General features: G+C 69.4%; 24 protein-coding genes and 1 tRNA gene. 15 read left to right on the forward strand and 10 right to left on the reverse strand.

The genetic code is table 11. The features are described from left to right. Positions 1 to 22 precede the first annotated feature (22 nt). The 4 genes from N803_RS06235 (at position 23) to N803_RS17375 (ending at position 4,818) form a co-directional block, all read left to right on the forward strand. Positions 23 to 1,123 (forward strand): aspartate-semialdehyde dehydrogenase, encoded by a 1,101-nt coding sequence (locus N803_RS06235; protein ID WP_245617051.1) that lies wholly within the window; start codon positions 23 to 25, stop codon positions 1,121 to 1,123. Positions 1,124 to 1,444: 321 nt separating this feature from the next. Beyond that, entirely contained in the window at positions 1,445 to 2,440 is a 996-nt protein-coding gene (locus N803_RS17370) for a LytR C-terminal domain-containing protein (RefSeq protein ID WP_052111917.1), read from the forward strand. Positions 2,441 to 2,528: 88 nt separating this feature from the next. Next, the gene (locus N803_RS06245; protein ID WP_035903927.1) at positions 2,529 to 3,728 is read left to right on the forward strand and encodes a pyrophosphate--fructose-6-phosphate 1-phosphotransferase; all 1,200 of its coding nucleotides are present in this window, start codon (positions 2,529 to 2,531) and stop codon (positions 3,726 to 3,728) included. A gap of 163 nt (positions 3,729 to 3,891) precedes the next feature. Then, entirely contained in the window at positions 3,892 to 4,818 is a 927-nt protein-coding gene (locus N803_RS17375) for a hypothetical protein (RefSeq protein ID WP_052111918.1), read from the forward strand. A gap of 59 nt (positions 4,819 to 4,877) precedes the next feature. Here N803_RS17375 and N803_RS06255 read toward each other — a convergent pair. Beyond that, positions 4,878 to 4,954, reverse strand: a tRNA-Pro gene (locus N803_RS06255). A gap of 89 nt (positions 4,955 to 5,043) precedes the next feature. After that, entirely contained in the window at positions 5,044 to 5,985 is a 942-nt protein-coding gene (locus N803_RS06260) for a metallophosphoesterase (RefSeq protein WP_035903930.1), read from the reverse strand. Positions 5,986 to 6,028: 43 nt separating this feature from the next. Here N803_RS06260 and N803_RS06265 point away from each other — a divergent pair, with 43 nt between their 5' ends. Next, the gene (locus N803_RS06265; RefSeq protein ID WP_035903524.1) at positions 6,029 to 6,490 is read left to right on the forward strand and encodes a GatB/YqeY domain-containing protein; all 462 of its coding nucleotides are present in this window, start codon (positions 6,029 to 6,031) and stop codon (positions 6,488 to 6,490) included. A gap of 106 nt (positions 6,491 to 6,596) precedes the next feature. On the opposite strand, the gene N803_RS06270 is transcribed toward N803_RS06265, so the two are convergent. Further along, the gene (locus N803_RS06270; protein ID WP_035903528.1) at positions 6,597 to 9,020 is read right to left on the reverse strand and encodes a penicillin-binding protein; all 2,424 of its coding nucleotides are present in this window, start codon (positions 9,018 to 9,020) and stop codon (positions 6,597 to 6,599) included. A 216-nt stretch (positions 9,021 to 9,236) separates the two neighbouring features. Between N803_RS06270 and N803_RS06275 the strand changes: the two genes are divergently transcribed. Beyond that, the gene (locus tag N803_RS06275; protein WP_035903530.1) at positions 9,237 to 9,536 is read left to right on the forward strand and encodes a WhiB family transcriptional regulator; all 300 of its coding nucleotides are present in this window, start codon (positions 9,237 to 9,239) and stop codon (positions 9,534 to 9,536) included. A 124-nt stretch (positions 9,537 to 9,660) separates the two neighbouring features. On the opposite strand, the gene bagB is transcribed toward N803_RS06275, so the two are convergent. Beyond that, complete coding sequence (gene bagB / locus N803_RS06280; RefSeq protein WP_035903532.1) at positions 9,661 to 10,824, reverse strand: ArsA family ATPase; 1,164 nt, start codon at positions 10,822 to 10,824, stop codon at positions 9,661 to 9,663. Next, positions 10,824 to 11,849 carry an ATPase BagA gene (gene bagA / locus N803_RS06285; RefSeq protein WP_052111920.1) on the reverse strand — a complete coding sequence of 342 codons (1,026 nt, stop codon included), beginning with the start codon at positions 11,847 to 11,849 and terminating at the stop codon, positions 10,824 to 10,826. The genes bagB and bagA overlap by 1 nt, the downstream gene beginning before the upstream one ends. A 39-nt stretch (positions 11,850 to 11,888) precedes the next feature. Here bagA and sp36 point away from each other — a divergent pair, with 39 nt between their 5' ends. The 5 genes from sp36 to N803_RS06305 all read left to right on the forward strand — a co-directional run bounded on the left by sp36 (position 11,889) and on the right by N803_RS06305 (position 15,492). Beyond that, complete coding sequence (sp36, locus tag N803_RS18240; protein WP_156969677.1) at positions 11,889 to 12,047, forward strand: Sp36 family protein; 159 nt, start codon at positions 11,889 to 11,891, stop codon at positions 12,045 to 12,047. A gap of 2 nt (positions 12,048 to 12,049) precedes the next feature. Continuing rightward, on the forward strand, positions 12,050 to 12,523 hold the full coding sequence (locus N803_RS06290; protein ID WP_035903535.1) for a RidA family protein: 474 nt from the start codon (positions 12,050 to 12,052) through the stop codon (positions 12,521 to 12,523). Positions 12,524 to 12,607: 84 nt separating this feature from the next. Beyond that, complete coding sequence (locus tag N803_RS06295; protein WP_052111921.1) at positions 12,608 to 13,306, forward strand: NUDIX hydrolase; 699 nt, start codon at positions 12,608 to 12,610, stop codon at positions 13,304 to 13,306. Between the two features lie 245 nt (positions 13,307 to 13,551). Next, the gene (locus N803_RS06300; protein ID WP_035903933.1) at positions 13,552 to 14,451 is read left to right on the forward strand and encodes a DUF559 domain-containing protein; all 900 of its coding nucleotides are present in this window, start codon (positions 13,552 to 13,554) and stop codon (positions 14,449 to 14,451) included. A gap of 240 nt (positions 14,452 to 14,691) precedes the next feature. After that, complete coding sequence (locus N803_RS06305) at positions 14,692 to 15,492, forward strand: MBL fold metallo-hydrolase (protein WP_035903536.1); 801 nt, start codon at positions 14,692 to 14,694, stop codon at positions 15,490 to 15,492. Between the two features lie 6 nt (positions 15,493 to 15,498). Here N803_RS06305 and N803_RS06310 read toward each other — a convergent pair whose 3' ends face one another. Continuing rightward, positions 15,499 to 16,176: a Crp/Fnr family transcriptional regulator gene (locus N803_RS06310; protein WP_035903539.1), complete on the reverse strand. Its 678-nt coding sequence runs from the start codon at positions 16,174 to 16,176 to the stop codon at positions 15,499 to 15,501. Between the two features lie 88 nt (positions 16,177 to 16,264). On the opposite strand from N803_RS06310, the gene nth reads away from it, so the two are divergent. Then, complete coding sequence (nth, locus tag N803_RS06315) at positions 16,265 to 17,053, forward strand: endonuclease III (protein WP_035903541.1); 789 nt, start codon at positions 16,265 to 16,267, stop codon at positions 17,051 to 17,053. Then, a complete protein-coding gene (locus N803_RS06320) occupies positions 17,050 to 17,772 on the forward strand; it encodes an NUDIX hydrolase (RefSeq protein ID WP_342666682.1) in 723 nt (240 codons plus the stop codon). The genes nth and N803_RS06320 overlap by 4 nt, the downstream gene beginning before the upstream one ends. Before the next feature lie 21 nt (positions 17,773 to 17,793). On the opposite strand, the gene N803_RS06325 is transcribed toward N803_RS06320, so the two are convergent. Next, positions 17,794 to 18,177 (reverse strand): phage holin family protein, encoded by a 384-nt coding sequence (locus N803_RS06325; RefSeq protein ID WP_035903547.1) that lies wholly within the window; start codon positions 18,175 to 18,177, stop codon positions 17,794 to 17,796. A 211-nt stretch (positions 18,178 to 18,388) separates the two neighbouring features. After that, entirely contained in the window at positions 18,389 to 19,717 is a 1,329-nt protein-coding gene (gene nhaA / locus N803_RS06330; protein ID WP_035903550.1) for a Na+/H+ antiporter NhaA, read from the reverse strand. 172 nt (positions 19,718 to 19,889) lie between these two features. On the opposite strand from nhaA, the gene N803_RS06335 reads away from it, so the two are divergent. Then, entirely contained in the window at positions 19,890 to 20,741 is an 852-nt protein-coding gene (locus tag N803_RS06335; RefSeq protein ID WP_245617053.1) for a glycerophosphodiester phosphodiesterase family protein, read from the forward strand. Positions 20,742 to 20,752: 11 nt separating this feature from the next. On the opposite strand, the gene N803_RS06340 is transcribed toward N803_RS06335, so the two are convergent. Together N803_RS06340 and acs are read right to left on the reverse strand one after the other, a co-directional pair. Beyond that, positions 20,753 to 21,355 (reverse strand): GNAT family N-acetyltransferase, encoded by a 603-nt coding sequence (locus N803_RS06340; protein ID WP_035903552.1) that lies wholly within the window; start codon positions 21,353 to 21,355, stop codon positions 20,753 to 20,755. A gap of 36 nt (positions 21,356 to 21,391) precedes the next feature. After that, on the reverse strand, positions 21,392 to 23,374 hold the full coding sequence (gene acs / locus N803_RS06345) for an acetate--CoA ligase (RefSeq protein WP_052111924.1): 1,983 nt from the start codon (positions 23,372 to 23,374) through the stop codon (positions 21,392 to 21,394). Between the two features lie 246 nt (positions 23,375 to 23,620). Here acs and N803_RS06350 point away from each other — a divergent pair, with 246 nt between their 5' ends. Then, on the forward strand, positions 23,621 to 24,643 hold the full coding sequence (locus tag N803_RS06350; protein WP_035903557.1) for a hypothetical protein: 1,023 nt from the start codon (positions 23,621 to 23,623) through the stop codon (positions 24,641 to 24,643). The last annotated feature ends 128 nt before the right edge of the window (positions 24,644 to 24,771 follow it).

Raw genomic sequence — 24,771 nt, forward strand, 5'->3', positions numbered from 1 at the left:
TCGCACAGGTGCCGCTGATCCCATGAACACCGTGATGAAAGACGCTCCCGCGAGCTCGCCCCCGGCCACCACCGCACCCACCCTCGCGATCGTCGGGGCGACGGGAGCGGTCGGCACCGTCCTCCTGGACGTGCTCGCCGTTCGCCGCCACATCTGGGGTGAGGTGCGCCTTGCCGCTGGGGCCGAGGACGTCGGTTCGGTATGCCGGGTGGCCGGCGAGGACCTCGTCGTCCAGGCCCTGACCCCTGAGTTCTTCGACGGTGTCGACGTGGCCGTCGTGGACGTGCCGCCGGAGATCTCGGCGGAGTGGGCGAATCTCGCCGCCGACCGTGGTGTCGTCGTCATCGACAACAGCCCGACCTTCCGCCGCGACCCGGACGTGCCGCTCGTCGTGCCGGAGATCAACCCCGAGGCCGTGTCGGACCGCCCCAAGGGCGTCATCGCCAACCCCGGCGCGACGGTCATGACGATGATCGACGTGCTCGCCGTCCTGCACGCGCACTGGGAGCTGACCGAGCTCGTCGTCACGAGCTTCCAGGCCGCGTCGGGTCTCGGGCGGGCGGGGATGTCGCGGCTGCACGACGAGATCGCCGTGGTCGCGGGCGACCGCGAGCTCGGGATGCGTCCGGGTGATGTGCGTCGGGCCATCGACCACGAGCTGGGTCCGAGCATGTTCGGGGGTCCGCTGGCGCTCAACGTGCTGCCGTTCGCCGGATCCCACGTCGGGGACGGGTGGAGCTCGGAGGAGTCCAAGATCCGGCAGGAGACCCGCAAGATCCTCGGGATGCCGGACCTGCGCGTGTCCGCGACGTGCGTCCGGGTGCCGGTGGTCTCGACCCACTCGGTGTCGGTGCACGCGACGTTCGCCAAGCCGATCGACGTGCACAAGGCGCGGCAGGCTCTCGTCGAGGCGCCCGCCGTCGTCGTCATGGACGATCCCGAGAACGGCGACTTCCCGACGCCCGTCGACATCGTCGGGGCCGACCCGCGATTCGTCGGCCGGATGCGTCAGGCGATCGACTTCCCCCGGACCCTCGACCTCTTCGTGTGCGGGGACAACCTCCGCAAGGGTGCGGCGCTCAACATGCTCCAGACCGCGGAGCTGGTGGCGGCCACCCTCTGAGGGCGCCGCTCACCGACGTCGGCACCGTGCCGCATCCCGGTTGGTCGCCCTCGCGTGCCCGACACGCCGGAAGACACGCCCGAAGTGACGTGGACGTGACCTCGTGGACAGGTTGTGGCCACCTTCCCGTGTGACTGTGCCCCTGCACGTGGACGTCAGTGGTCTTCGGGTACGCCACGAGCCAGCCGACCGGGGCTCGGGATGGCGTGGTCTCGATCGGGTGACAGGTTCGGCGTGTTACTGGTGTGACTTGTGTGACTCATGGTGAAATTCGGGTGGCGGTAGTGGGACCGCTGGTGGTCGAGCGCTGAGGAGGCGTGGGTGTTCAGGAAGCAGGGTTCGGAGCCGGAGCGTTCGCCGCTCCCTGCTCGCGCGGCCCAGGCCGCAGGCGACCTCGCCCGTCGGAGCGTCGGCAGGACCCGGGACACGGTCCACAAGGAGTTGCTCGAGCGCGCCCGCTCCCAGGAGGAGCTCTCCGACGACCAGATCTGGCGTCGCTACCAGTTCCGTCACCTCGCGGCCTTCATCACGATCCCGGCCGTCATCCTCGGCACGGCCAGCATCGCGACCGCCTACGGCACCGGGCTCATGTCGAGTGAGCCGCCGGCGCAGGCCTGCCAGCCGGTCAAGGTCCTCGCTCCCGCGGCGAACTCCTTCAAGATCAAGGTCCTCAACGCCTCCGGCATCAATGGCGCCGCCCACGACGTCGGCCGTGACCTCACCCGTCGGGGCTTCAACGTCGTCGAGACGTCGTCGGCGCCGCGCTCGCTCTATGTCGCCGGTCCCGCAACGATCTACCACGGCAAGGCCGGGCTCGACCAGGCGCTGCTCGCGGCCCAGACGATCAATGGGGCCGAACTCGAGAATGACGGTCGCGCGGGCACCTCGATCTCGTTCGTCATCGGCGCCGAATTCACGTCGATGCTTCCGGCACCGCCGCCGAAGCCGCCGGCGCAGAAGTCCTACACCGTCAACGTCTACAACGCGACGTGGCGACCCGGGTTGGCCAAGTCGACGCTCGCCGAGTTCAAGGCGCGTGGCTTCACGGTCGGCAAGCAGGGCAACGACCCCGACCGGTCGTTTCTGCCCGACGACGTCGCCGTCGTCCGGCACGGTCCGGACGCCGACCTCGCGGCGGCCCAGGTGGCCCGGCACATCCAGGGTGCCCGCCTCGCCGAGGTTTCCCGCGACAACATGACGATCGACGTCGTCCTCGGCAACAAGTTCGAGGGCGTCACCCCCGTGGCCGAGCTGCCCAAGCCACAGGCGCAGCGCAAGGACCCGCCAGCAACGGTGATGCGTCCCTGCGAAGGCTGAGCGCGACGCGATCGAACGGTTCACCGCTGACCGTCCATCCTTCGGGCGGAGCCCGATATGGCGCCGGTCACACTGACACACTGTGGCCATGCCTGTTCAGACCGTTGCCCTGCTCACCGCCGGCGGCCTCGCACCATGCCTGTCCTCCGCTGTCGGCGGGCTCATCGAGCGCTATACGCAGGTCGCTCCCGACGTGCGGATCATCGGCTATCAGAACGGGTATGCCGGCCTGCTCACGGGCCGCTCGATCGAGGTGACCCCTGAGGTCCGGGCCGGTGCCGGCCTCCTGCACCGCTTCGGTGGCTCCCCGATCGGCAACAGCCGGGTCAAGCTCACCAATGTCGCGGACTGCGTCAAGCGCGGCCTCGTCCAGGAGGGGCAGAACCCGCTCCACGTCGCGGCCGAACAGCTCACGGCAGATGGCGTCGACGTCCTCCACACCATCGGGGGTGACGACACGAATACGACGGCAGCCGACCTCGCGGCATACCTCGCAGAGAACGACTACCCCCTCACGGTCGTCGGACTCCCCAAGACGATCGACAACGACATCGTCCCGGTGCGGCAGTCGCTCGGGGCGTGGACGGCGGCCGAGCAGGGTGCGATGTTTGCCCGCAACGTCCTCGCCGAGCACTCGTCGAACCCGCGGATGCTCATCATCCACGAGGTCATGGGCCGTCACTGTGGGTGGCTCACCGCCGAGACCGCGCGCCGCCACCACGCCTGGGTCGGTGAGCAGGAGTGGCTGCCGGGCATCGGCCTCGATGCGCGCCGCTGGGACGTCCACGCCGTCTTCGTGCCGGAGCTGCCGATCGACCTCGCTGGCGAGTCGGCACGTCTGCGCGCGGTCATGGACGAGATCGGCTGCGTCAACATCTTCCTGTCCGAGGGCGCGGGCGTCGCCGAGGTCGTCGCCGAACTCGAAGCGGCTGGGCAGGAGGTCCCGGTCGACCCCTTCGGGCACGTCCAGCTCGACAAGGTCAACCCCGGCGCCTGGTTCGGCAAGCAGTTCGCGCAGCTGCTCGGCGCCGAGAAGGTCATGGTCCAGAAGTCGGGCTACTTCTCCCGCTCCGCCGCCGCGAACGACGAGGACCTCGCGCTCATCCGGACGTGCACGGAGTATGCCGTTGACGCAGCTCTCCGGGGCGAGTCCGGTCTCGTGGGTGAGGACGAGGAGCGCGGTGGCGAGTTGCGTGCCATCGAGTTCCCCCGGGTGGCCGGGGGAAAGGCCTTCGACGCCTCGGTGGAGTGGTTCTCCGAGCTCCGCGCCTCCGTCGGCCACACCTGAGAACCCACTTCTTGCCCTCCTGGGACCGGCTCAGGGCCGTAGGCCCCGTCGCCCTGTCGCAGGAGGGCAAGAAGTGGAAGGTGGGCGGACGGCATACCCACAGGTATTTGGCGGGCGGGTGGACACTCCTCTCAGGTGACACCTGCCCGGAAGGAGACCACTGATGCCCTCCACGACTGTTGCGACACCGACCATCACCCCGCCGCGAGTGCGTGCGAGCGCGGCGGTCCGGACCTATCGATATCTGCGGCTCAGCCTCGTGGGCCTCGTCCTGCTCCTGCTCGGCTGTGTCTGGCTGGAGCGGCTCACCGGGCTTGAGGCCAATAAGCACCTCGGCTCGATCAGCGCGTACTACTACACCCCCGCGCGGAGTGTCTTCGTCGGCGCGCTCGTCGCCATCGGCATCAGCCTCGCGGCGATCGTCGGTCGGCGTGGATTCGAGGACTCCGCCCTCAACATCGCCGGCATGCTGGCTCCCGTGGTGGCGTTCGTGCCGACACCTCGCGGTGACGGTGGTGCGCCCTGCGATCCAGACCGGAAGTGCTCTGTCCCAACGGAATTCGTGCCGTCCGTTGTCAACAACGTGTGGGGCCTCGTGGGCCTGGGACTCCTCGCGCTCGGGCTCGGCGCCGTCACGATCCTGCGTCGACCGGAGACCTCGCGGGGGACGCGCATCGGCTTCGTGGCGGCGGCCCTGATCTGGCTCGCCTTCCTCGGCTGGTTCACGCTCGCCCGCGACTCCTTCCTCGGTGGCGCCCACTTCGGAGCCGCCGTGCCGCTCTTCGGACTCATCACTGGCGTCGCGTACGTCAACGCGCGGCGGGCGACCCAGCGACGAGATGCAGCGCCGGGTGCGGAGCCGACGAGGGAAGCAAAGTCGTATCGCGCGATCTATGGCGCCGTGGCAGGAGTCATGGCCGTGACGTTCGCCGTGGCCGTCGTGCTCGTGATCGTCGACCAGTTCTTCGGTGGGGGCACCCCGACCGAGTGGGTGCTGTGGGTCGAGGTCGTGCTGCTGGTGGCCTTCGCGGTCTTCTGGGTGACCCAGACGTTCGACTACTGGGCCGACGGGTTGCCGGAGGAGGCGTGAGGGGATGACGAAGGCCCCCTGCCGTCACCGGCAAGGGGCCTCTGTTCCCTCAGAAAAAATGGTCGGGGTGACAGGATTTGAACCTGCGACCTCTTCGTCCCGAACGAAGCGCGCTACCAAGCTGCGCCACACCCCGTGGCATGTCACCGCCCTTGCAGGCAGCGACACCAGAGGATAGCCGACGCCCGGCCCGCTTCCGAAATCGGATACGCCATTCGGGCGGGATCAGCGTCCGACGAGCGTCAGCAGGGTCGCTTCGGGACGGCACGCGAACCGGACCGGAGCGTACGGAGACGTTCCGAGACCCGCAGAGACATGGAGGTATGCCGCGTCGCTCGGTTGCGTGGGCGCGTCGCCTCCCGCGCCCGGCCACCATCGCGACACGCCCTTGGCCCGGCCCCGGTCGAGGTCGCAATTCGTCACGAGTGCGCCGTAGAGCGGCACGGCCAGCTGACCTCCGTGCGTGTGCCCGGCCAGGATGAGCCCGGCGCCGTCGGCCGTCATCGCGTCGAGGACGCGCTGGTACGGCGCGTGCACGAGACCCAGCGTCAGCGCGACGTCCGTGGCAGCGGGAGCCGACACCACGGCATACCGGTCGAGTTCGATGTGCGGGTCGTCGACCCCGACGAGCTCCACGCGGTGCGGTCCGATCGCGACGGTGGTCCGCGCGTTGTCCAGGTCGTGCCACCCACCCTCGCGCAGACCTGCCACGAGATCCTCGACCGGGAGGTCACCGCGAGGTTCCCTGGGCGGCCGGGCGTGGCTTCGGGTCAGATACAGCGCCGGGTTCTTCTTCACGGGGGCGAAGCGGTCGTTGGACCCGAGGACGAACGCGCCGGGGAAGTCCATCAGCGGCTCCATGGCCCGCAGGAGGCCGGGGACGGCGTCGTGAGCGGCCAGGTTGTCGCCTGAGTTGACGACGAAATCCGGTGCGAGAGAAGCGAGTCCGCGGACCCACTCGATCTTGCGTTCCTGTCGCGGGACGAGGTGCAGGTCGCTGACCTGGAGGACGCGCACGGGTGCCGCTCCGGGCGGAAGCACCGGCACCTCGAAGCGCCGCACCGTGAAGAGGTTGCGCTCGATGAGCCCGGCGTAGGCCACGCCGGCCACTCCGGCCGCGGTCAGGCCGGCGAGGGTCCGCATGACAGTTCCGGTCGTCGAGGTCATCACTCCAGTATCCCGGTTGACGCCGGGTGCGAGACTTGGGGCCATGACCGACACGACTCTCAAGGGCACGCTCCAGAGCGACCTGCACGACGCCATGCGCGCCAAGGACAAGGTCCGCGCGGGCACTCTCCGCATGGCCCTCACCGCGATCACGAACGCCGAAGTGGCCGGTGACGAGGCCAAGGACCTCACCGACGACGAGGTCCTCAAGGTCATCGCCAAGGAGGCCAAGAAGCGCAAGGAGGCGTCGACGGCATACACCGATGCCGGCCGCACCGAACTCGCCGCGATCGAGGACGCCGAGTTGGTCGTCCTCGAGGCCTACCTCCCCAAGCAGCTCGACGATGCCGAGCTCGAGCGGATCGTGCGTGCGGCCGTCGAGTCGACGGGCGCGTCCGGTATGGCGCAGATGGGTCAGGTCATGAAGGCCGCGCAGGGCGAGATCGCCGGGCGTGCCGACGGCGGCCGGGTCGCTGCGATCGTCAAGCGGGTCCTCGCGGGCTGATCAACGGCTTGACGCGGCCGGCGAGGCTCGCGCGACACGAGGGGCCGGAGTGACGTGATGTCACTCCGGCCCCTCGTGCATGCTCCGGCTGGTCAGCCGCGGGGTCTCAGCCGCGAGGTCGTGGCGGCTTGGTCGGCTTGGGGTTGGGTTTGGTCGTGGGTCGCGTCGGGGGCGTGATGACCGTCGGCTTGGGATCGGACGTCGTCGGCCTCGTCTGGACCGGCGGTGTGTAACCCCGCGAGATGAGCAGCGTGACCGTGCCGCCCTTCATCGCGCGTGTGCCCGGGCTCGTGCGGGCGACGCGCCCCTCGCGGATGTTGCTGTCGACACGGCTGCCAACCCGGACCTTGAACCCGGCGGCCCGGAGCTTGTCCGTGGCGGTGCCCACGCTGTCACCGGTGACGTCGGGGATGGGGATGTAGTTGCCGTTGCGGACCGCCTGCGACGGAGCTGTGAAGCTCTTGACGGGCACACCGACCATGGCGGCCTTCATGATCTTGCCCCAGACGGGACCGGCCACCGTGCCACCGAAGACCTTGGCCTTGCAGCCGTAATCGTTGAAGCACTTGTGGTTGAGCGTGAGCAGTTGACCGTTGGCCCTGGCCGGCTTGACGTTGCCGATCCACACGGAGGCGACGCGGGACGGGGTGTAGCCGACGAACCAGGACTGGTTGTGGTTGTCCGTCGTTCCGGTCTTGCCTGCGGCCGGGCCCGCCCCCTTCCACGCACCCTCCGCGGTGCCGCGGCTGTCCTCGAGCGGGCCGCGCAGCAGTTGGTTGACCCCGTCGGCGATGTCGGCTCGGACGACCTGCTTGCACGTCGTCGGAGGGATCTTGATCTCCTTGCCGTCCGACGACGTGACGGAGGCGATCGGGGTCGGCTCGCAGTACTTGCCGCGGGCGGCGAGCGTGGCGTAGGAGGCGGCAATCGTCATCGGCGTGGTCGTGCCCGCTCCGAGAGTGATCGACGAGATCTGCTGGTTGATCGGCGAGCCGTCACCGGTGTGCAGGCCCATGCGCGTCATCGTGTCGCGGACCTTGCAGCCGCCGAGGTCAATGGTGAGCTGGGCAAAGGCCGTGTTGATGGACTCGGCCGTCGCCTCGGCCAACGGCATGACGCCACCGCTGGTGTAGTCGTTCGACACCGGCCACGGGGAGTCGGCGTTGCACTTGTCCTTCATTTCCTTGGGGCTGAAGTAGTACGGCTTGCCGGGTCCCGCCTTCGGGGCATCGATCGTGCCGTCGAGCGGCATGCCCGACTCGAGTGCCGTCACAAGGGCGTACATCTTGGCCGTCGATCCGAACTGGTAGCCGTAGATGCTGCCGCCGTACTTGTGGTCGGCGTTGAGGTTGACCTGGCTGGAGCCGAAGTCGGTCGCCTGCGCCATCGCGAGGATCTTGCCGGTGCCGGGCTCGATGACCGTCGAGGCTGCGCCGAGGTTGCTCTTGTTGCCCACGGGGACAGCGCGGGTGAGTTCCTTCATCGTCGAGGCCTGGAGCTTCGGGTCCAGCGTCGTCTTGATGGTCAGGCCGTCCTGGTTGATGTTCTTGAGGCGCTCCTGCGGGGTCTTGCCCAGCACGGCCATCTGCGGCGACTTCTGGAGGTACTCCATCATGTAGGCGCAGAAGAACGGCTCGCTCGATCGCTGGCACACACCCTTCGGCGGCTTGCGGTTGCCGAGCATGCTCTTGACCGGGACCTTCTTCGCGGCGGCGACCTCCTGCGGTGTGGCGACGCCCAGCGCCTGCATGCGGTCGAGGACGACGTTGCGTCGGGCCTGCGAGTCGTTGGGGTTCTTCACCGGGTTGAACGCGTCCGGCTGCTGCACGATCCCGGCCAGCAGGGCGGCCTGCACGAGCGAGAGCTTGGCTGCGGGGATGCCGAAGTAGTTCTGGCTGGCGGCCTCCACGCCGTAGGCGAGGTCGCCGTAGTAGACGAGGTTGAGGTAGCCGGCGAGGATCTGGTCCTTGGTGTAGTTGCGCTCGACGTCGAGGGCGTACTTCAGTTCCTGAAGCTTGCGGGTGTAGGTCTTCTCGGTGGCCTTCTTGGCCGCTTCCTTGTCGTCGGCCCGGAGCGCGTTCTCCTGGAGCGTGATCTTGACGTACTGCTGGGTGATGGTCGAGGCACCCTGGACGTCGCCGCTGGACAGGTTCGACACCATCGCCCGGGTGAAGCCGCGCACGTCGAGGCCGCCGTGCTCGTAGAAGCGCGAGTCCTCGATGGCGATCTGGGCCTTCTGCATCCACGGCGAGATGCTCTTGAGCGGGACGATGATGCGGTTCTCGTCGTAGGGGTTGGCGATGAGCTTCCCACTGGCGTCCAGGATCTTCGACTGCTGCGCCAGGGGCGAGATGGAGAACTCGCTCGGGAGCTCGTTGAACGACTTGACTCCGCTGTTGGTCGCGCTGCCGCCCGCACCGATCGCGGGGATCGCCAGGCCGGCCATGAGCAGGCCCATGAGCACGCCGAGGACCACGAGCCCCATGAGGAGTCGAAGAACGTGGGGCAGATTCTGCGCGCGACCTTCCATACCAGCAGGGTAACCCGCGAAGATCAGAGGCCCCCCGCAAGCGTTGGGCCGGACCTCCGTGCGGAGGGGAGACGTGACGGGCCTAGATATTGACTAGTTCTTTTGAGTCATGTGACTAGTCCCCGTATTCGTCATGGTGCCCCTCTCGTCCACTGCCTAGTTTTCCTGTAGCGCCATTCGGGAGGGAATGGCCTTCAGCCCTAAGGACACAGTCGCATGACCATCACCGCCCCACTCACCCAGAGCACCTCGGACTGGTCGACCCGCGGCACCTGCGTTGGCACCGACCCGGACGCCCTTTTCGTCCAGGGCAAGGAGCAGCGGGCCGCCAAGGTCGTCTGCCGCGAGTGCCCCGTCGCTCTCGAGTGCCTCGCCGACGCTCTCGACAACCGCACCGAGTTCGGTGTCTGGGGCGGCATGACCGAGCGTGAGCGTCGCGCGCTGCTCCGCCGTCACCCCGGCGTCCGCTCCTGGCGTGAGGTCCTCAGCAAGACGATGGGCCGTCCGCCGGTCTGAGTTTCCTGATTGTGCGTATGCCGGGTCGGCGCCTTCGAGGCACCGGCCCGGTTTCGTGTGTCCAGACTCTCCCGACGAACCTCGCCGGGGCCACTCCCCGGCGGCGTGGCCGACGCCCGTGACGTCAGCGGGAGGCGAGCAACTCGCCGATCTCACGCAACCCGTCGAGGTCGTGGACGTCCGTCGCAGCCGCGGCAACGGTGGTCATCTCGACCTCCGGGTGTGACGCGGCAAAGCGCGTCACGACCGCCTGCTGCCGGGCGGCGACGGCGGCGAGGTCGGCGTGCAGGCCCAGCAGGGCAGCAGTCAGGGAGTCCTCCCCACCTTCCTCGGCCAACTGCTCGGCACCCTCCTCCGCTCGAGCCGCCGACAGTGCAGCCGCCCCGAGCGACTGGAGACGGTTCACGACGACTCCAGCGAGCGGCATACCCTCATCTCCCAGCCGATCGACGAAGAAGGCCGCCTCACGCAAGGCGTCCCGATCGGGAGATGCGACGACCACGAAGGCGGTCGTGTCCTCCTTGAGCAGCGCATAGGTGACGTCGGCGCGCTCCCGGAATCCGCCGAACATCGTGTCGAGCGCCGCGACGAAGGTCTGCACGTCCTGGAGCATCTGACCGCCGAGGACCCGGCTCAGGGTGCGCTGCGCGAGGTCCACGCCGACGCTGAAGACCTTGAGATAGGCGCGGCCACCCGCTTTGGCCGGGGCCATGAGCAGACGCACGAAGCGGCCGTCGAGGAAGGAGCCGAGGCGCTTCGGGGCGTCGAGGAAGTCGAGCGCGGATCGGGACGGGGGCGTGTCGACGATGACGAGGTCCCACGTCCCCTCGCTGTCGGCCTGGGCCCGGAGCTGGCCGAGCTTCTCCATGGCCATGTATTCCTGCGTACCCGCGAACGAGCTCGACACCGCCTGATAGAAGGGGTTTGCGAGGATCTGGGCGGCCTTGTCGGGGGTGGAGTGGGCCTCGACCACCTCGTCGAAGGTCCGCTTCATGTCGAGCATCATCGCGTCGAGCGAACCGCCGTTGCTGACGTCGACCCCGGCGACCGGGCGCGGTGTGTTGTCGAGTTCGGTGAGGCCGAGGGCCTGTGCGAGACGCCGGGCCGGATCGATGGTGAGGACGACGACCTTGCGACCGGACTCGGCTGCCCGGATGCCGAGGGCCGCAGCTGTCGTCGTCTTGCCCACGCCCCCGGAACCGCAGCACACGATGATGCCGACGCTCTCGTCCGCGAGGAGCGCGTCGACGTCGAGGCGGGCGTGCTCGGGCGTGGTGCGGGCCGCCATCAGACGAGTCCCTGTTCGGCGAGTTCGTCGGCGATGACGGCGATACCTCCGTCGTCGAGGCCACCGGAGAGGGTCGGCAACGTGAGGACCGGCGGGCCGGCCGCTGCGATCTCCTCCGACATCTCGTCCTGCAGGGCCAGGCGCTGGGCGTGGCCGCGCCCCTCGGCGATCAGGCCCTTCACCATGGGATTGGTGGGCCGTAGCCCGGCCGTGGTGAGTTCCTCTCGCAGGAGGGCGTCGAGCTCGTCGTCCGCCTCGGCGAGCTGGCTCACGTGGGCGGCGGTGAGGTGGGGTTCGCGAACCTGGTTGACGATGAGCGCGCCGAGGTGGAGGCCGACGGACCTGAGCTCGGCGAGGCCGTCGAGGCTCTCCTGCACCGGCATCTCCTCGAGGAGGGTGACCATGTGGATGAGCGTCCTCCGGTCTCGCAGCATCCGGGTGATCGAGTCCGCCTGGGACTTGATCGGGCCCATCTTGGCGACGTCGGCGACTCCCTCGTTGACGTTGAGGAAGCGCACGGCCCGGCCCGTCGGCGGCGCATCGAGGACGACGGCGTCGTAGTGCCGGTCGCCCGCCTTGGACCCACCCTTGCCGCGACCTCCGCGGGGGCGCCCGGCGGCTTCATAGACCTTGCCGATGAGCAGGACGTCGCGCACGCCCGGGGCGATGGTCGTGGCGAAGTCGATGGCGCCGACCTTCTCGAGGGCGCTGCCGGCCCGACCGAGCTTGTAGAAGAGCTGGAGGTATTCGAGGAGGGCGGCCTTGGCATCAACGCTGAGCCCCCAGAGCTCGCCACCCCCGGGGTGGCTCACGAGTCGGACCTCCTCGGTGCCGAGCGGTGGGACGTCGAACGTCTGGCTCAGCCCCTGCCGCCCCTCGACCTCGGCGACGAGGACACGCTTGCCGGTGCTCGCGAGAGCGAGTCCCAGGGCTGCGGCGACGGTCGTCTTGCCGACCCCACCCTTGCCCGTGACGACGTGGAGCCGGGCGTTCGCGAACTCGGCAGGCAGGCGGCTTGAGGGCACGGGTCCACCCTATTGCGGGGCGGCACTAGGGTGTGCAGCATGCAGAAATGGGAGTACGCCACCGTGCCGCTCATGATCCACGCGACCAAGCAGATCCTCGACAACTGGGGCGAGGACGGCTGGGAGCTCGTGCAGGTCGTCGCCGGCCCGGACGGCAACGGTCTCGTCGCCTACTTCAAGCGTCCGAAGGGAGCCTGACCATGAGTGCAGTCGAGGACCGCCTGGCCGAGCTGGGTCTGTCCGTGCCGGAGGTTGCCGCGCCAGTGGCCGCCTATGTCCCCGCCGTTCAGGACGGGTCGCGCATCTTCACCTCGGGCCAGTTGCCCATGGTGTCCGGTGCCCTTGCCGACGCCGGCAAGGTGGGCGAGGGCGAGGGCCTCGTGACTCCTGAGCGGGCCAAGGAACTCGCGCAGCTCTGCGCGCTCAACGCCATCGCTGCGGTCAAGTCCATCGTGGGCGACCTCGACAAGGTCGAGCGCGTGGTCAAGGTCGTCGGGTTCGTGGCCTCGGACCCGGCGTTCACCGGTCAGCCCGGCGTCATCAACGGCGCGAGCGAACTGCTCGGCAAGGCCTTCGGCGACCGCGGCATCCACGCCCGCTCGGCCGTCGGTGTCGCGGTGCTCCCGCTCGACGCACCCGTCGAGGTCGAGATCATCGTCCACATCGCCGACTGACGCGTCCCGAAGTCGCCCCATTGGGCGGTCGACGACGGTCCGTCCCGAAGTCACCCACTTGGACAGTCAAGGACAGGATTTCGTATGCCGTTGCGCGAGTTCCCCGCGCCCCGCTCCGATGCGTGGGTCGAGAATGCGCGCGCGTGGCTGGCGTCCCCCGGTGAGGCCCTCGTGCCCCGGGGCGCCGCCACCGTCATGGTCGTGCGCGACTCCTCCGACGGGCCGATGGTCTTCGTCCAGCGACGGGTCTCGACGATGGCGTTCGCTCCGTCGATGTATGTCTTCCCCGGCGGTGGAGTCGATGCCTCCGACGCGTCGGCTGAGTTGGACGACGTTGCCGTGGAGGCTCTGGCGCGGCGAATGGAGCTCGGCATCGACGATGCGAAACCGTTGGTGGCAGCCGCGATTCGCGAGGTCGAGGAGGAGTGTGGACTCCGGCTGTCGACTGCTGACCTCGTGGCCCGAGCTCACTGGATCACCCCACCGTTCGAGAAGCGCCGCTACGACACGTGGTTCTTCGCCGCGGCCATGCCGTCCGGTCAATCGGCCGTGGGGGACAGTGGCGAGACCGACCACGACGCCTGGGTTCTCCCGGGAAGTCTCCTCACGGCATACAGCGAAGGTCGTGCGGTCATGCTGCCGCCGACGGTGGTCATGCTCGAGCAACTGGCTGCGTTCGGGTCGGTGGCGGACTTCCTCGCCGATCAGCCCGCGCTGACGGCCGTGTCACCCGAGCTCGTCGACCTCGGCGACCGCCTCGTCATGCGCTCCGACATCCCCTGACCCAGCACTTGGCCCGGGCCGCTGGACATGCAGTAGTGCCGTGGCTGTGTGCCGCCGGACATGCAGTAGGTGCCGTGCGTCGCTGAGCTGCGTGCGTGGCTGCCGGCTTCTCTGGGCGCCTGACGGGTCCATTGCATGTCCAACGGTGCGGACGCCGTGGACCACTGCATGTCGGCCGGTACGCGCCCGAGCGCCCCTGTGGATGACGGCCCGGGCGCCTCGGCGGAATGCGCAAGGCTGGGGCCATGTCCGTCGCCAGCACTCTCACCCGTCTGGGTGGCTGCGCGACGACCAAGGAGCTGCGCAAGCACCACTCGCGCCGGGCCATCGCGGCCGCCACGGCCGCGGGTGAGGTGGAGCGCGCCGGCAAGGGGCGCTACGCGCTGCCGTCCGTCGGCGAGCACCGGCGCCTGGCCCACGCCCGCAAGGCCGCGCAATCCCACCTCAGCGCTGCCCTGGAACATGGCTGGAAGGTCAAGACTGTCCCCGAGACGGCGCAGCTGACCTTCCCACGCCGCCGTCGGCTGCGGTCCGAGCACCAAGGAGGCTTCGAGCCGCACTGGGCCGTGCTGGAGCTCGGTGAGATCAAGGCGGGCGTCACGTCGCCGTTGCGCACCGTTCTCGATTGCGCCCGCACGCTGCCCTTCGACGAAGGGCTCGCCGTAGCCGACTCGGCGCTGCGCTCGGGCAAGGTCGACAAGGCCGACCTGGAGTGCGCTGCTCTCGTGCTCAAGGGTCCCGGAGCTGTCGCTGCCCGACGGGTGGCCAAGCATGCCGACGGCAGAGCGGCGAACCCGCTCGAGTCCGTGCTTCGAGCCCTCACCATCGAGGTGGGGCTGGAGCTGACGCCGCAGTTGGAGGTGGCGGATCCCGGCCTGTACGCCAAGGTGGACCTCGGCAGCGAGGAACTGCGGCTCGTGGTCGAGGCCGAGGGCTACGAGACCCACGGCACGCGCAAGGGGCTGCGACGTGACTGCCGGCGGCACGCGCTCTTCGCGATCTGGGGGTGGGCGTCGCTGCGCTTTGCCTACGAGGACGTGATGTTCGAGCAGGAGTGGGTCCGGTGGGTCCTCAGGTCGTGGCTGGTGCTGCGGGAAGGCGGAACGCCGAGCTCACCGCCCAACAGGTTCCGCGACGCCGCTTGAGCAAGCGACACTTGGGTCGGTGCCTGCCAACGGACATGCAGTGGTCGCCGGCGCCTGTGCCGCCGGACATGCAGTGCTCGCCCAAGTGGGGTTGGGGTTGTGTGTGACCAACGCAGTTCGTAGAGGAACTCGCCGGCCATTGCATGTCCGGCGGCCCGGCCTGCTGTCGCACTGCATGTCCGGCGGCCGGCCTGTGGCCACCACGCCACCGACTGGCGGGGCGGGTGGCAGGGTGGGGGGATGACGGAGCAGACTTGGGCCGGAGGGCAGATCACGACCCGGGCGCACTGCGTCCTCGCGCCGAACCCGGGCCCCATGACTCTCGACGGCACGAACACGTGGATCCTCCTGGAGCCGGGCAGCACCGAGGCCGTCGTCATCGACCCCGGCCCTCTCGAGGAGGGCCACCTCCAGCGGGTCGTCCAGCACGTGGTCGATGCCGGCGCCCGTGTCACCCAGACCGTCCTCACCCACGGACACCACGACCACGCCGAGGCCGCCCCGCGCTTCGCCGAGCTCACCGGCAGTCGCATCCGCGCGGTGGGCCGCGGCCACGACGACCTCTCAGACGGTTCGGTCATCACGGCCGGCGGACTCGAGATCCGCGTCGTCGCCACCCCGGGTCACACCAAGGATTCGGTGTCGTTCGCGATCGCCGCCGACCACGCCCTCCTCACCGGCGACACCATTCTCGGCCGGGGCACCACGGTGGTCGCGCACCCGGATGGTGAGCTCGCGGCATACCTTGCGTCTTTGGAAAGGCTGGCGAACCTGACGGGCAACGGCCAGGTGACCAGCATCCTCCCCGGCCACGGTCCCGTGGTGCCGGACGCCAACGCGATGGTCGAGTTCTATCGCACCCACCGGCAGGAACGCCTCGACCAGGTCCGACAGGCCCTCACCGACGGCGCGGCGCAGGAAGCCGACCCGGTCGAGGGCGTGCTGACGCGGGTCTACGCAGACGTGCCGCCGACCGTGTGGCCGGCGGCACGCATGAGCATTCGTGCCCAGCTGGACTACCTGGGCGTGCGCTGGGACTGAGCGGGGTCAGCGCGCGCGGCGCTGGAGGCGCTCCATGTCCAGGACGAGGACGGCGCGCGCCTCGAGCTTGAGCCAACCGCGGGTCGCGAAGTCCGCGAGCGCCTTGTTGACCGTCTCGCGGGAGGCGCCGACGAGTTGCGCCAGCTCCTCCTGAGTGAGGTCGTGGCTCACCATGACGCCGCCGTCGACGGGACGACCGAATCGGTCGGCGAGGTCGAGCAGCGCCTTGGCGACACGGCCGGGCACGTCGGTGAAGACGAGGTCGGCCAGCGATTCGTTGGTGCGGCGCAGTCGGCGGGCGAGAGCGGCGAGCAGAGTGGCAGCCACACCGGGACGCTCGGCAAGGAAGGACTTGAGCTGCTCGTGCGTCAGCCCGACGATCTGCGTCTCCGCCACTGCGGTTGCCGTCGCGGTGCGCGGGCCCGGGTCGAAGAGGCTGAGCTCGCCGAACATCTCACCCGGACCGAGAATGGCGAGGAGGTTCTCGCGACCATCGGCGGACGAGCGGCCGAGCTTGATCTTGCCCTCGCCGATGACATAGAGCCGGTCGCCGGGATCGCCCTCGCGGAAGAGCACGTCACCGCGCTCCATGTGCTGGGGCGTCATGGACGCGATGAGGCTGTCGGCGGTCTCGTCATCGAGTGCCGCGAACAGCGGGGCCTTGCGCACGACGTCGTGATTCACGGGCCACAGTGTGCCATGTGGACCGGGTCCACGGCGTCCCTTGGCCGCACGGCGGGCTCAGTCGGTGTCGCGCCGTAGGGTGGCGTGCGTGCCTGCCCCCTCCGCTTCACCTGCCGATGTGTATGCCGTTGAGTCGCCTGTCGCACGCACGCGCCGGGCGCGCAAGACCTACCGCGCGCTCGTCGAGCGCTATCCCTACGCGCACGCCGAACTCGACTTCGAGACGCCGCTGCAACTGCTCGTGGCGACCGTGCTCTCGGCCCAGACGACGGACGTCATGGTCAACAAGGTGACGCCGGTGCTGTTCGAGCGCTGGCCCACGGCGGAGGCGCTCGCTGGTGCCGACCGCGCCGAGATGGAGGCCGTGCTCAAGCCGACGGGCTTCTTCCGGGCCAAGACGAACTCGACGATCACGCTGAGCCAGGCGCTGGTGGAGAGGTTCAAGGGCGAGGTCCCGCGGCGGCTCAAGGACCTCGTCACACTGCCCGGGGTGGGGCGCAAGACGGCGAATGTCGTGCTCGGCAACGCGTTCGGGGTGCCGGGCATCACGGTGGACACGCACTTCGGCCGGCTGGCGCGTCGCTTCGGCTGGACCGTCGAGACGGACCCGGTCAAGGTCGAGCATGAGGTCGGCGCGCTCTTCCCGCGCAAGGACTGGGTCATGCTCAGCCACGTCCTCATCTTCCACGGACGCCGGACCTGCCACGCCCGCAAGCCCGCGTGTGGGGCGTGCCCCGTTGCCCGGTGGTGTCCGAGCTACGGCGAGGGTGAGACGGACCCGGCCAAGGCGCTCAAGCTGCTCAAGTACGAACTCGCCCCCGGTGCCGTTCTCCCCGACCCGCCACCCGGGCCCATTCCGGCCGAGGGGTCACTGTGACGCCAGCGGGTGAAGGCGCCGGTGAGCGCGGGCGAGGGGGCAACGCGACCGGACCGGACGGCATACCCCGTCCGCAGTGGATGGCGCAGGTCTTCAGCAACCTCGCCGACGAGGAGCCGGAGGCGTTCGCACGCTTTGCCCCGCCGGGCGAGGTAGGCCGCCGGTCCGCCGTGCTCATGCTCTTCGGCCCGACAGAGGACGGCGGAACCGATGTGGTGCTGACCGCGCGCTCGCGCGAACTCCGCTCGCACCCCGGTCAGGTCTCCTTCCCCGGCGGTCGCGTCGATCCGACCGACGCCGGCGTGGTCGATGCCGCACTGCGCGAAGCCGAAGAAGAGGTCGGGGTCGAGCCCGACAGCGTGGACGTCGTCGGTGAGCTGCCCGAGCTCTTCCTCATGCCGAGCGACAACTCGGTGACGCCGGTCCTCGGCTGGTGGCCGGTGCCCGGTGAGGTGCGCGTCGTCGACCCCGGTGAGGTGGAGCGGGTCGAGCGCGTGCGTCTCGACGAGTTGCTCGACCCGGCGAACCGGTTCACCGTGGCGCACCCGTCGGGCTATCGCGGGCCGGGGTTCGAGGCTGGCGGGTTGTTCGTGTGGGGTTTCACGGCGCTGTTGCTCAACGGGGCGTTCGAGCTCGCCGAACTCAACGTCCCCTGGGACGAGAGCGTCGAGCGACCCATTCCGGAACACGTCCTCGCGGACTGGGCGCGCAACCGCTGACGTCGAGCGACGCCGGTCGGTTCAGCCCTTGAGGCTGGCGATGGTCTGCTCGGCCTCGGCGATGGCGCGCTTCGGCACCGGCTTGGCCTTGGTGAGGGCGTTCTTGCCGAGCAGCCCGAGGACGCCGGCCACGACGAACATCAGCACGGTGACGATGAGGTAGCCCGCCCACACCGGCAGCCAGATCGCGATGACCTGGGCGAGGGTGTGGAAGAGGAAGATCAGCCCGAGCAGTGCGATGAACGCGGCTCCACCGAGGAGTCCGGCGCCCTTGCCCATGACCTTGGCACCCGCGGAGACCTCGGCCTTGGCCAGGGCGATCTCGCTGCGCACGATGCCCTGCACGTCGTGGGTGGCATCGGCGACGAGCTGGCCGATGGTCCGCTCGGGGGTTCCGCTTGTCATGCTGCTCACCTTCGCAGGTCGGGAGGGTTTCGGGCGACTGAACCGACCTTACCGATCCGTATGCCGTCCGCTCGCGGCACGTCGGACAACTCACCTCCCGCTGTCGTCCCGAAGTCACCCAATTCCCGGGTTGGGGACGGTCCCCAACCCGGGAATTGGGTGAGTTCGGGACGGTCGAGGAGGGGAGGAATGGGCGACTTCGGGACGGAGGTCAGGGTGACGTGGGCCGGGGATCCTGGAAGGCGTCGGGGATGCCGTCGGCGTCGGCATCGACCGAGTCCTCGTGCCGGATCCGCCGATAGACCGCGTCGCGGCGGCGCAGCACCACCGAGGCCAGCAGGGCCGCCAGGACCGAGGCGACGATGACTGCGAGCTTGGCGTGGGCGTCCCGGTCCGAGCCCGCACCGAAGGCGAGCTCACCGACGAGCAGCGACACCGTGAACCCGATTCCGGTGAGGAGCGACAGTCCCACGACGTCACTCCAGGCCAGGTCGTCGTCGAGCTCGGCGCGAGTGAACCGGGCCATGGCAAAGGTGCTTCCGAGGACGCCAACGAGCTTGCCCACCACGAGGGCCAAGACGATGCCGATGGCGACTGGGTCGCGCAGCGCGTCACCGAAACCGCCACCCACGATCGTCACGCCGGACGCGAAGAACGCGAACACCGGCACCGCGAAACCGGCCGACAGCGGCCGCAACCGGTGCTCCAGCCGCTCGGCCACATCGGTCTCGGCGGGCAGCGTCGAGACCGCCGGGACGTGCTCCCGCGGCCGCACCGGCACCGCCAGGCCCAACAGCACACCGGCCACCGTGGCGTGGATACCCGACGCGTGCACGAGCGCCCAGGTCACGAACGCCAGCGGCACGAGCAGCCACCACACGACGATCCGCCGCTGCACGAGGAACGCGAAGGCCGCGAGCGGAACCAGCGCCAGCACGAGCGGCAGTACGGAGAGGGAGTCCGTGTAGAAGATCGCGATGATCGTGATGGCGATGAGGTCGTCGACGACGGCCAGCGTCAACAGGAACGAGCGCAGTCCCGACGGCAAGTGGGACCCGATGACGGCGAGCACCGCGAGAGCGAACGCGATGTCCGTGGCCGTCGGGATTGCCCAACCACGCAGACCGGCGCTGTCGCCCGCCACGAGGACCGTCCCCGCGAACACGAGCGCCGGCACGGCCACGCCACATGCCGCGGCAACGACCGGCACCGCCGCCTTCGCCGGGGTGCGCAGGTCGCCGACGAGGAACTCACGCTTGACCTCGAGCCCGGCGACGAAGAAGAAGATCGCCAGCAGCCCGTCGGCGGCCCAGTGCCCGAGCGACAGGTCGAGGTGCCACGGTTCGTAGCCGACATGCGTGTCGCGCAGCGTCGAATACGACTCTCGCCACGGCGAGTTCGCCCACACGAGGGCGACGACGGCGGCAAGCAGCAACACGGCGCCACCGACGGTCTCGGTGCGCAACGCCTTGGCGACGACCTGCGTCTCGGTCCAGGTCGGGCGACGGAAGAGGCGGTCGGTGGGAGTGCGCGTGGTCATGTGGCCCTTTCGGGGTCGATGGCAGAACTGCCGACCAGACTTCCCGGCTCACCAACATCCATTCTACGGGCGGCCACTCGCGGTTCGCTCACCGCGAACTGTGGGTGAACAGACGCCTGTATGCCGTGTGCCCGCCACCCGTGGTCCACCTCGCCTCGGGAGCATGGTTGGCATGGCGTACCCCTCGCAGGTCGGCCCGCTCGCCATCGCCCACCGTGGCGGTGCCGGACTCGCACCCGAGAACACGTTGGCGGCATTCGGTCGGGCCACCGCTCTGGGGATCCGCTACCTCGAGACCGATGTCCGGTTGACCCGCGACGGCCAGCTCGCCTGCTTCCACGACGAAACCCTCGACCGCGTCACGAGTGCGCGCGGGCCGGTCCGTCACCGCACGATGGCCGAGCTGCGTCGGCTCGGTGTCGGGGGCGAACCGATCGTCACGCTGACGGAGGCGCTCGAGGCGTTCCCGGACGCGCGCTTCACCGTGGACATGAAGGAGGGTGCGGCGATCGAACCCATGGCCCGCGTGCTGGCCCAGCGTTCGGTGGGGGAGCGGGTCTGCGTGGCCGGCGCCTGGGACGGCTGGCTACGGCGTCTGCGCGAGCTTGCGCCGCACGCCCACACGGCACTCGGCTGGCGTTCGCTGACGACGCTGATCTCGTGCGCCCGGGCGGGCGTCAACGCGCCCCGGTGGGTGCGGACAGCCGAGTTCGCGCACGTCCCCGTCTCACTGGGCCGGGTCCCGGTCTTCGTCGACCGCCTCGTCGACAAGGCGCACGCACACGGCATACGCATCATCGTCTGGACGGTCGACGAACCCGGACTCATGGACCGTCTCCTCGACGCGGGCGTCGACGGCATCATCACGGATCGGCCAGATGTGTTGCGGGAGAGCTGGATTCGCCGCGGCATCTGGGACCCGATGCCCACCACGCCACTCCCCGACTTCGTGCCCCACACGGACACGACGAAGGGTGCCTTTCGGTCGACCGACCGAGTTCGTATGGGGCACGAAGTCGCCTGACCCTGCACTGATCAGTGGGAGAGGGACAGGCCGAGGAAGAGGGCGTCGGGTGAGGTGTCGTCGAGGACGGTGAACCCGAGCCGCTCGTAGAAGCCGATCGCGCGCAGGTTGGCCCGTCCGACGCCGAGGTGCACTCCCGGCGACCCCGCCTCGGTGAGCTGCGCGAGCAGCCGTTCCATGAGGCGGCGGCCCCAGCCGCCACCCTGCCACTGAGGCAGCAGGTCGATGTGCAGGTGCGAGGGGTGTCGTGCCACAACGTGATCCGGCGCAATCGGGGGTGAGTGGATCAGCGCCACCAGCCGCGCATCGGCGCTCTCGTCAGGCGCCGACCCGAGCGGGTGGTCCTCCCTCAGGACTGGCCACCACTCCGCCTCGCACCGTGCCTCGAACGCCCGCGTGTCGAGGCACCCCAACAGATAGCCGCCCACGCCGTCACCAGCGCCGTCGTCGAGGACAGTCGCCAACTCGGGTTCGAAGGCGACGTAGGGACCGACGTACACGTCCCCGAGAAGTCTCGGGACGGCATACAGGCTGCTTGCATCGGAACCGGAATCGCCGGTGAGCAGGCAGACGTCGTACAACGCTGCCTGGTCACCGGCGACATAGGGGCGCAAGGGCGAAAAGACCTGTGCGCCAAGGCTGCTGACGGTTCAGTCCTCCTTGCCGGAGCCGAGGCCCTGCTGGATGAGCGACATGACAGACGAGTCGGCCAGGGTGGTGACGTCACCGATTTCGCGGTTCTCGGCGACGTCCTTGAGGAGGCGGCGCATGATCTTGCCGGAGCGGGTCTTGGGCAGCTCGGGCACGACCATGATCTGGCGCGGTTTGGCGATCGGGCCGATCTCCTTGGCGACGTGGTTGCGCAGCTCCTGGACCGTGTCGTCACCGTGGTCCTCCGCCCCTCCCCGGAGGATCACGAAGGCGACGACGGCCTGACCAGTGGTCTCGTCCGACGCGCCGACGACCGCCGCCTCGGCCACGGACGGATGCGACACGAGGGCCGACTCGATCTCGGCTGTGGAGAGGCGGTGGCCCGAGACGTTCATGACGTCGTCGACGCGGCCGAGGAGCCAGATGTTGCCCTTGGCGTCGTACTTCGCACCGTCACCGGCGAAGTAGTACTTGTCGCCGAAGCGGCTCCAGTACGTCTCCTTGTAGCGCTCCGGGTCGCCCCAGATGCCGCGGAGCATCGACGGCCACGGCTTGGTGAGGACGAGGTAGCCGACCTTCTCGGCCTCGGTGAACGGCTGACCCTCGTCGTCGAGGATCTCGGCGCTGATGCCGGGGATCGGGCGCTGGGCCGAGCCGGGCTCGAGTGTCGTCACACCGGGCAGCGGGCTGATCATGATCGCGCCCGTCTCGGTCTGCCACCACGTGTCGACGATGGGGGCCCTGTCGCCGCCGATGTTCTTGCGGTACCAGAGCCAGGCCTCGGGGTTGATCGGCTCACCGACCGAGCCGAGGACGCGGATCGAGGAGAGGTCGAACTTCGCGGGGATGTCCTCGCCCCACTTCATGAACGTGCGGATCGCGGTCGGCGCCGTGTAGAGGATCGACACCTTGTACTTCTGCACGATCTCCCACCAGCGGCCCTGGTGCGGAGTGTCCGGCGTCCCTTCGTACAGCACCTGCGTCGCGCCGTTCGCGAGCGGCCCGTAGACGATGTAGGAGTGACCGGTCACCCAGCCGATGTCGGCGGTGCACCAGTAGACGTCGGACTCCGGGTGCACGTCGTGGACGACGGAGTTCGTGTACGCCGCCTGGGTGAGGTAGCCACCCGTCGTGTGGAAGATGCCCTTCGGCTTCCCCGTGGTGCCCGACGTGTAGAGGATGAAGAGCGGGTGCTCGGAGTCCATCGGCTCGGCCGCGTGCTCGGGGCTCTGGCCGTCGACGAGGTCGTGCCACCAGATGTCACGGCCCTCGGTCCACTCGACCTCGGACTCGGTGCGCTTGACGACGAGCACCCTCTCGACCGGGGTGTCGCCACCGGCGAGGGCCTCGTCCACCGCGGGCTTCAGCGGTGCGGGCTTGCCGCGACGCCACTGGCCGTCGGCCGTGACGACAACGCGCGCCTCGGCGTCGTTGATGCGGGTGCGCAGGGCCTCCGCCGAGAAGCCACCGAAGATCACCGAGTGCGGGGCGCCGAGGCGGGCACACGCGAGCATCGTCGCGATCGCCTCCGGGATCATCGGCAGGTAGATCGCGACGCGGTCGCCCTTCTTCACGCCCAACTCGGCCAGAGCGTTCGCCGCGCGGGACACGTCGGCCAGCAGGTCGGCATACGTGATCGTCCGCGTCTCGCCGCCTTCGCTCTCGAAGTGGATCGCGACGCGGTCGCCGTTGCCCGCCTCGACGTGGCGGTCGACGCAGTTGACGGCGACGTTGAGCTCACCGCCGAGGTACCACTTCGCGAAGGGAGCCTCGCTCCAGTCGAGCGTCTGGTCGAAGTCCTTGCTCCACGTGAGGCGCTCGCGGGCCTGACGCGCCCAGAAGGCCTCGTGGTCCGCCTCGGCCTCGGCGTAGAGGTCTTCCTTGCCGTTGGCCTGCGCGGCGAGCTCGGGGCTGGGGGAGAGGTCGAGCTCGGCCAGGTGGCTGGAGAGGTTCTCGTCGGTCACTTCAGGGCTCCTCGTCATCGGGGATCGTGCGCCGCAGGGTTCGGGGTCGTGCCACGAAAGGCGCGGTGTGATGCAGCGCACGCACTGGTCCCACCCAACCCTGTCGGCGGCGGCGCATCAACACCGGTCCACACATTCGTCGCCGGGAGGCAGGTGCCCTGCGACGGGCGGTGCGACCAACGGGTGGCCGTCACCTTCCGGAGGCCTGCGATCAACGGCACAAGGTATGCCGTCCGCTCCCGACCCGCAGTAACCTCGCGTCCCATGGGCGACACATTTACCCCGGATGCCACTCCTGACGTCACGCACGACGCGGGCGAGGTCTACACGCGAGTTGAGTCACCGCGGGCCAGCGCAGGAGCCGGCGCAGGCGAGGGTGCGCCGTCAGCCGCAGCGGCACCCCCGGCGACACCACAGGCCCCCGCCGGCTCACCGACCGGCTCGCCGACCGACCTGACGACCGACCCGACGACGCGCGACTGGTCGGCGCTCGCGGCCAAGGCGTGGCCGGTGGTGGCCATGGTTCTCGCGGCAGCTCTGTGGTGGCCGACCGCGTTCTCGGGGCGCGCCGACTGGATGCACCTGCCGCTCGCGGGTGATTCGAGCCAGGGGGTGGCTGCGCTCGGCAGCACGGTCTTCCTCGGCTGCCTCGTCGGCGCATCGGTCGTGGCGGCGTTGGTGTCCTCGCCGTGGCCGAGGTTCGGGATCGCGTTCGGCCTGACCGTCGCAGCCTGGCTGCTCAGCGACGGTTCGGGCGACCTGCTCAAGGGTGGGCGGCCGGTGCTCGCCGCGCTCGCCGGTCTGGGCATGTTGCTCGGACTCTGGGTCGGTGCCCGCGCGCCGCGTGGTCCGGTCGCCGTCGCGGCCTACCTCGGCATGGTGGCCGGGTTGTCGCCGGCGACGTGGGGGCGTGGGGTCGTACTCGCCATCGCCGTGGCCCTGCCGTTCTGGGCGGCCACGAAGGATCGGGTCGCCCCCACGATCTTCGCCGTCGTGCGAGTCATCCTCACCTGGCTGTTCGCGGTGTTGATCGCGATCGGTCTGCACGTCGGCTGGTCGAAGCTCCGGCCCGGGCTCGCCGGCTCCGGCCCGGTCGAGGCGGCCAGGGTCGTGGCTCGGGGCTTCGTCGACCACCTGCGTGCCCACTGGCTCGACCTCGCCGAGACGGCCCTTCGCGCCTACACCGGGTGGATCTGGCTCGCAGCCGTCCTGGCCGTCGTGTTCGTCGCGGCCCGGGTGGCCTGGACGTCACGAACCCGGCTCACCCGCAAGGCGACCGCTTCCTGACGGAGGCGAGCGGACGGCATACCCCGTCAGCCCACGAAGTGGGCAAAGTGCACCGTATGCCGGTTCCCACGATGGTCTGAACGTGCACTCTGTGCCCAGTGTGTTCGGCAACGGTTCCACTCTGTCCA

The organism is Knoellia subterranea KCTC 19937, assembly GCF_000768685.1.
Classification (GTDB): domain Bacteria; phylum Actinomycetota; class Actinomycetes; order Actinomycetales; family Dermatophilaceae; genus Knoellia; species Knoellia subterranea.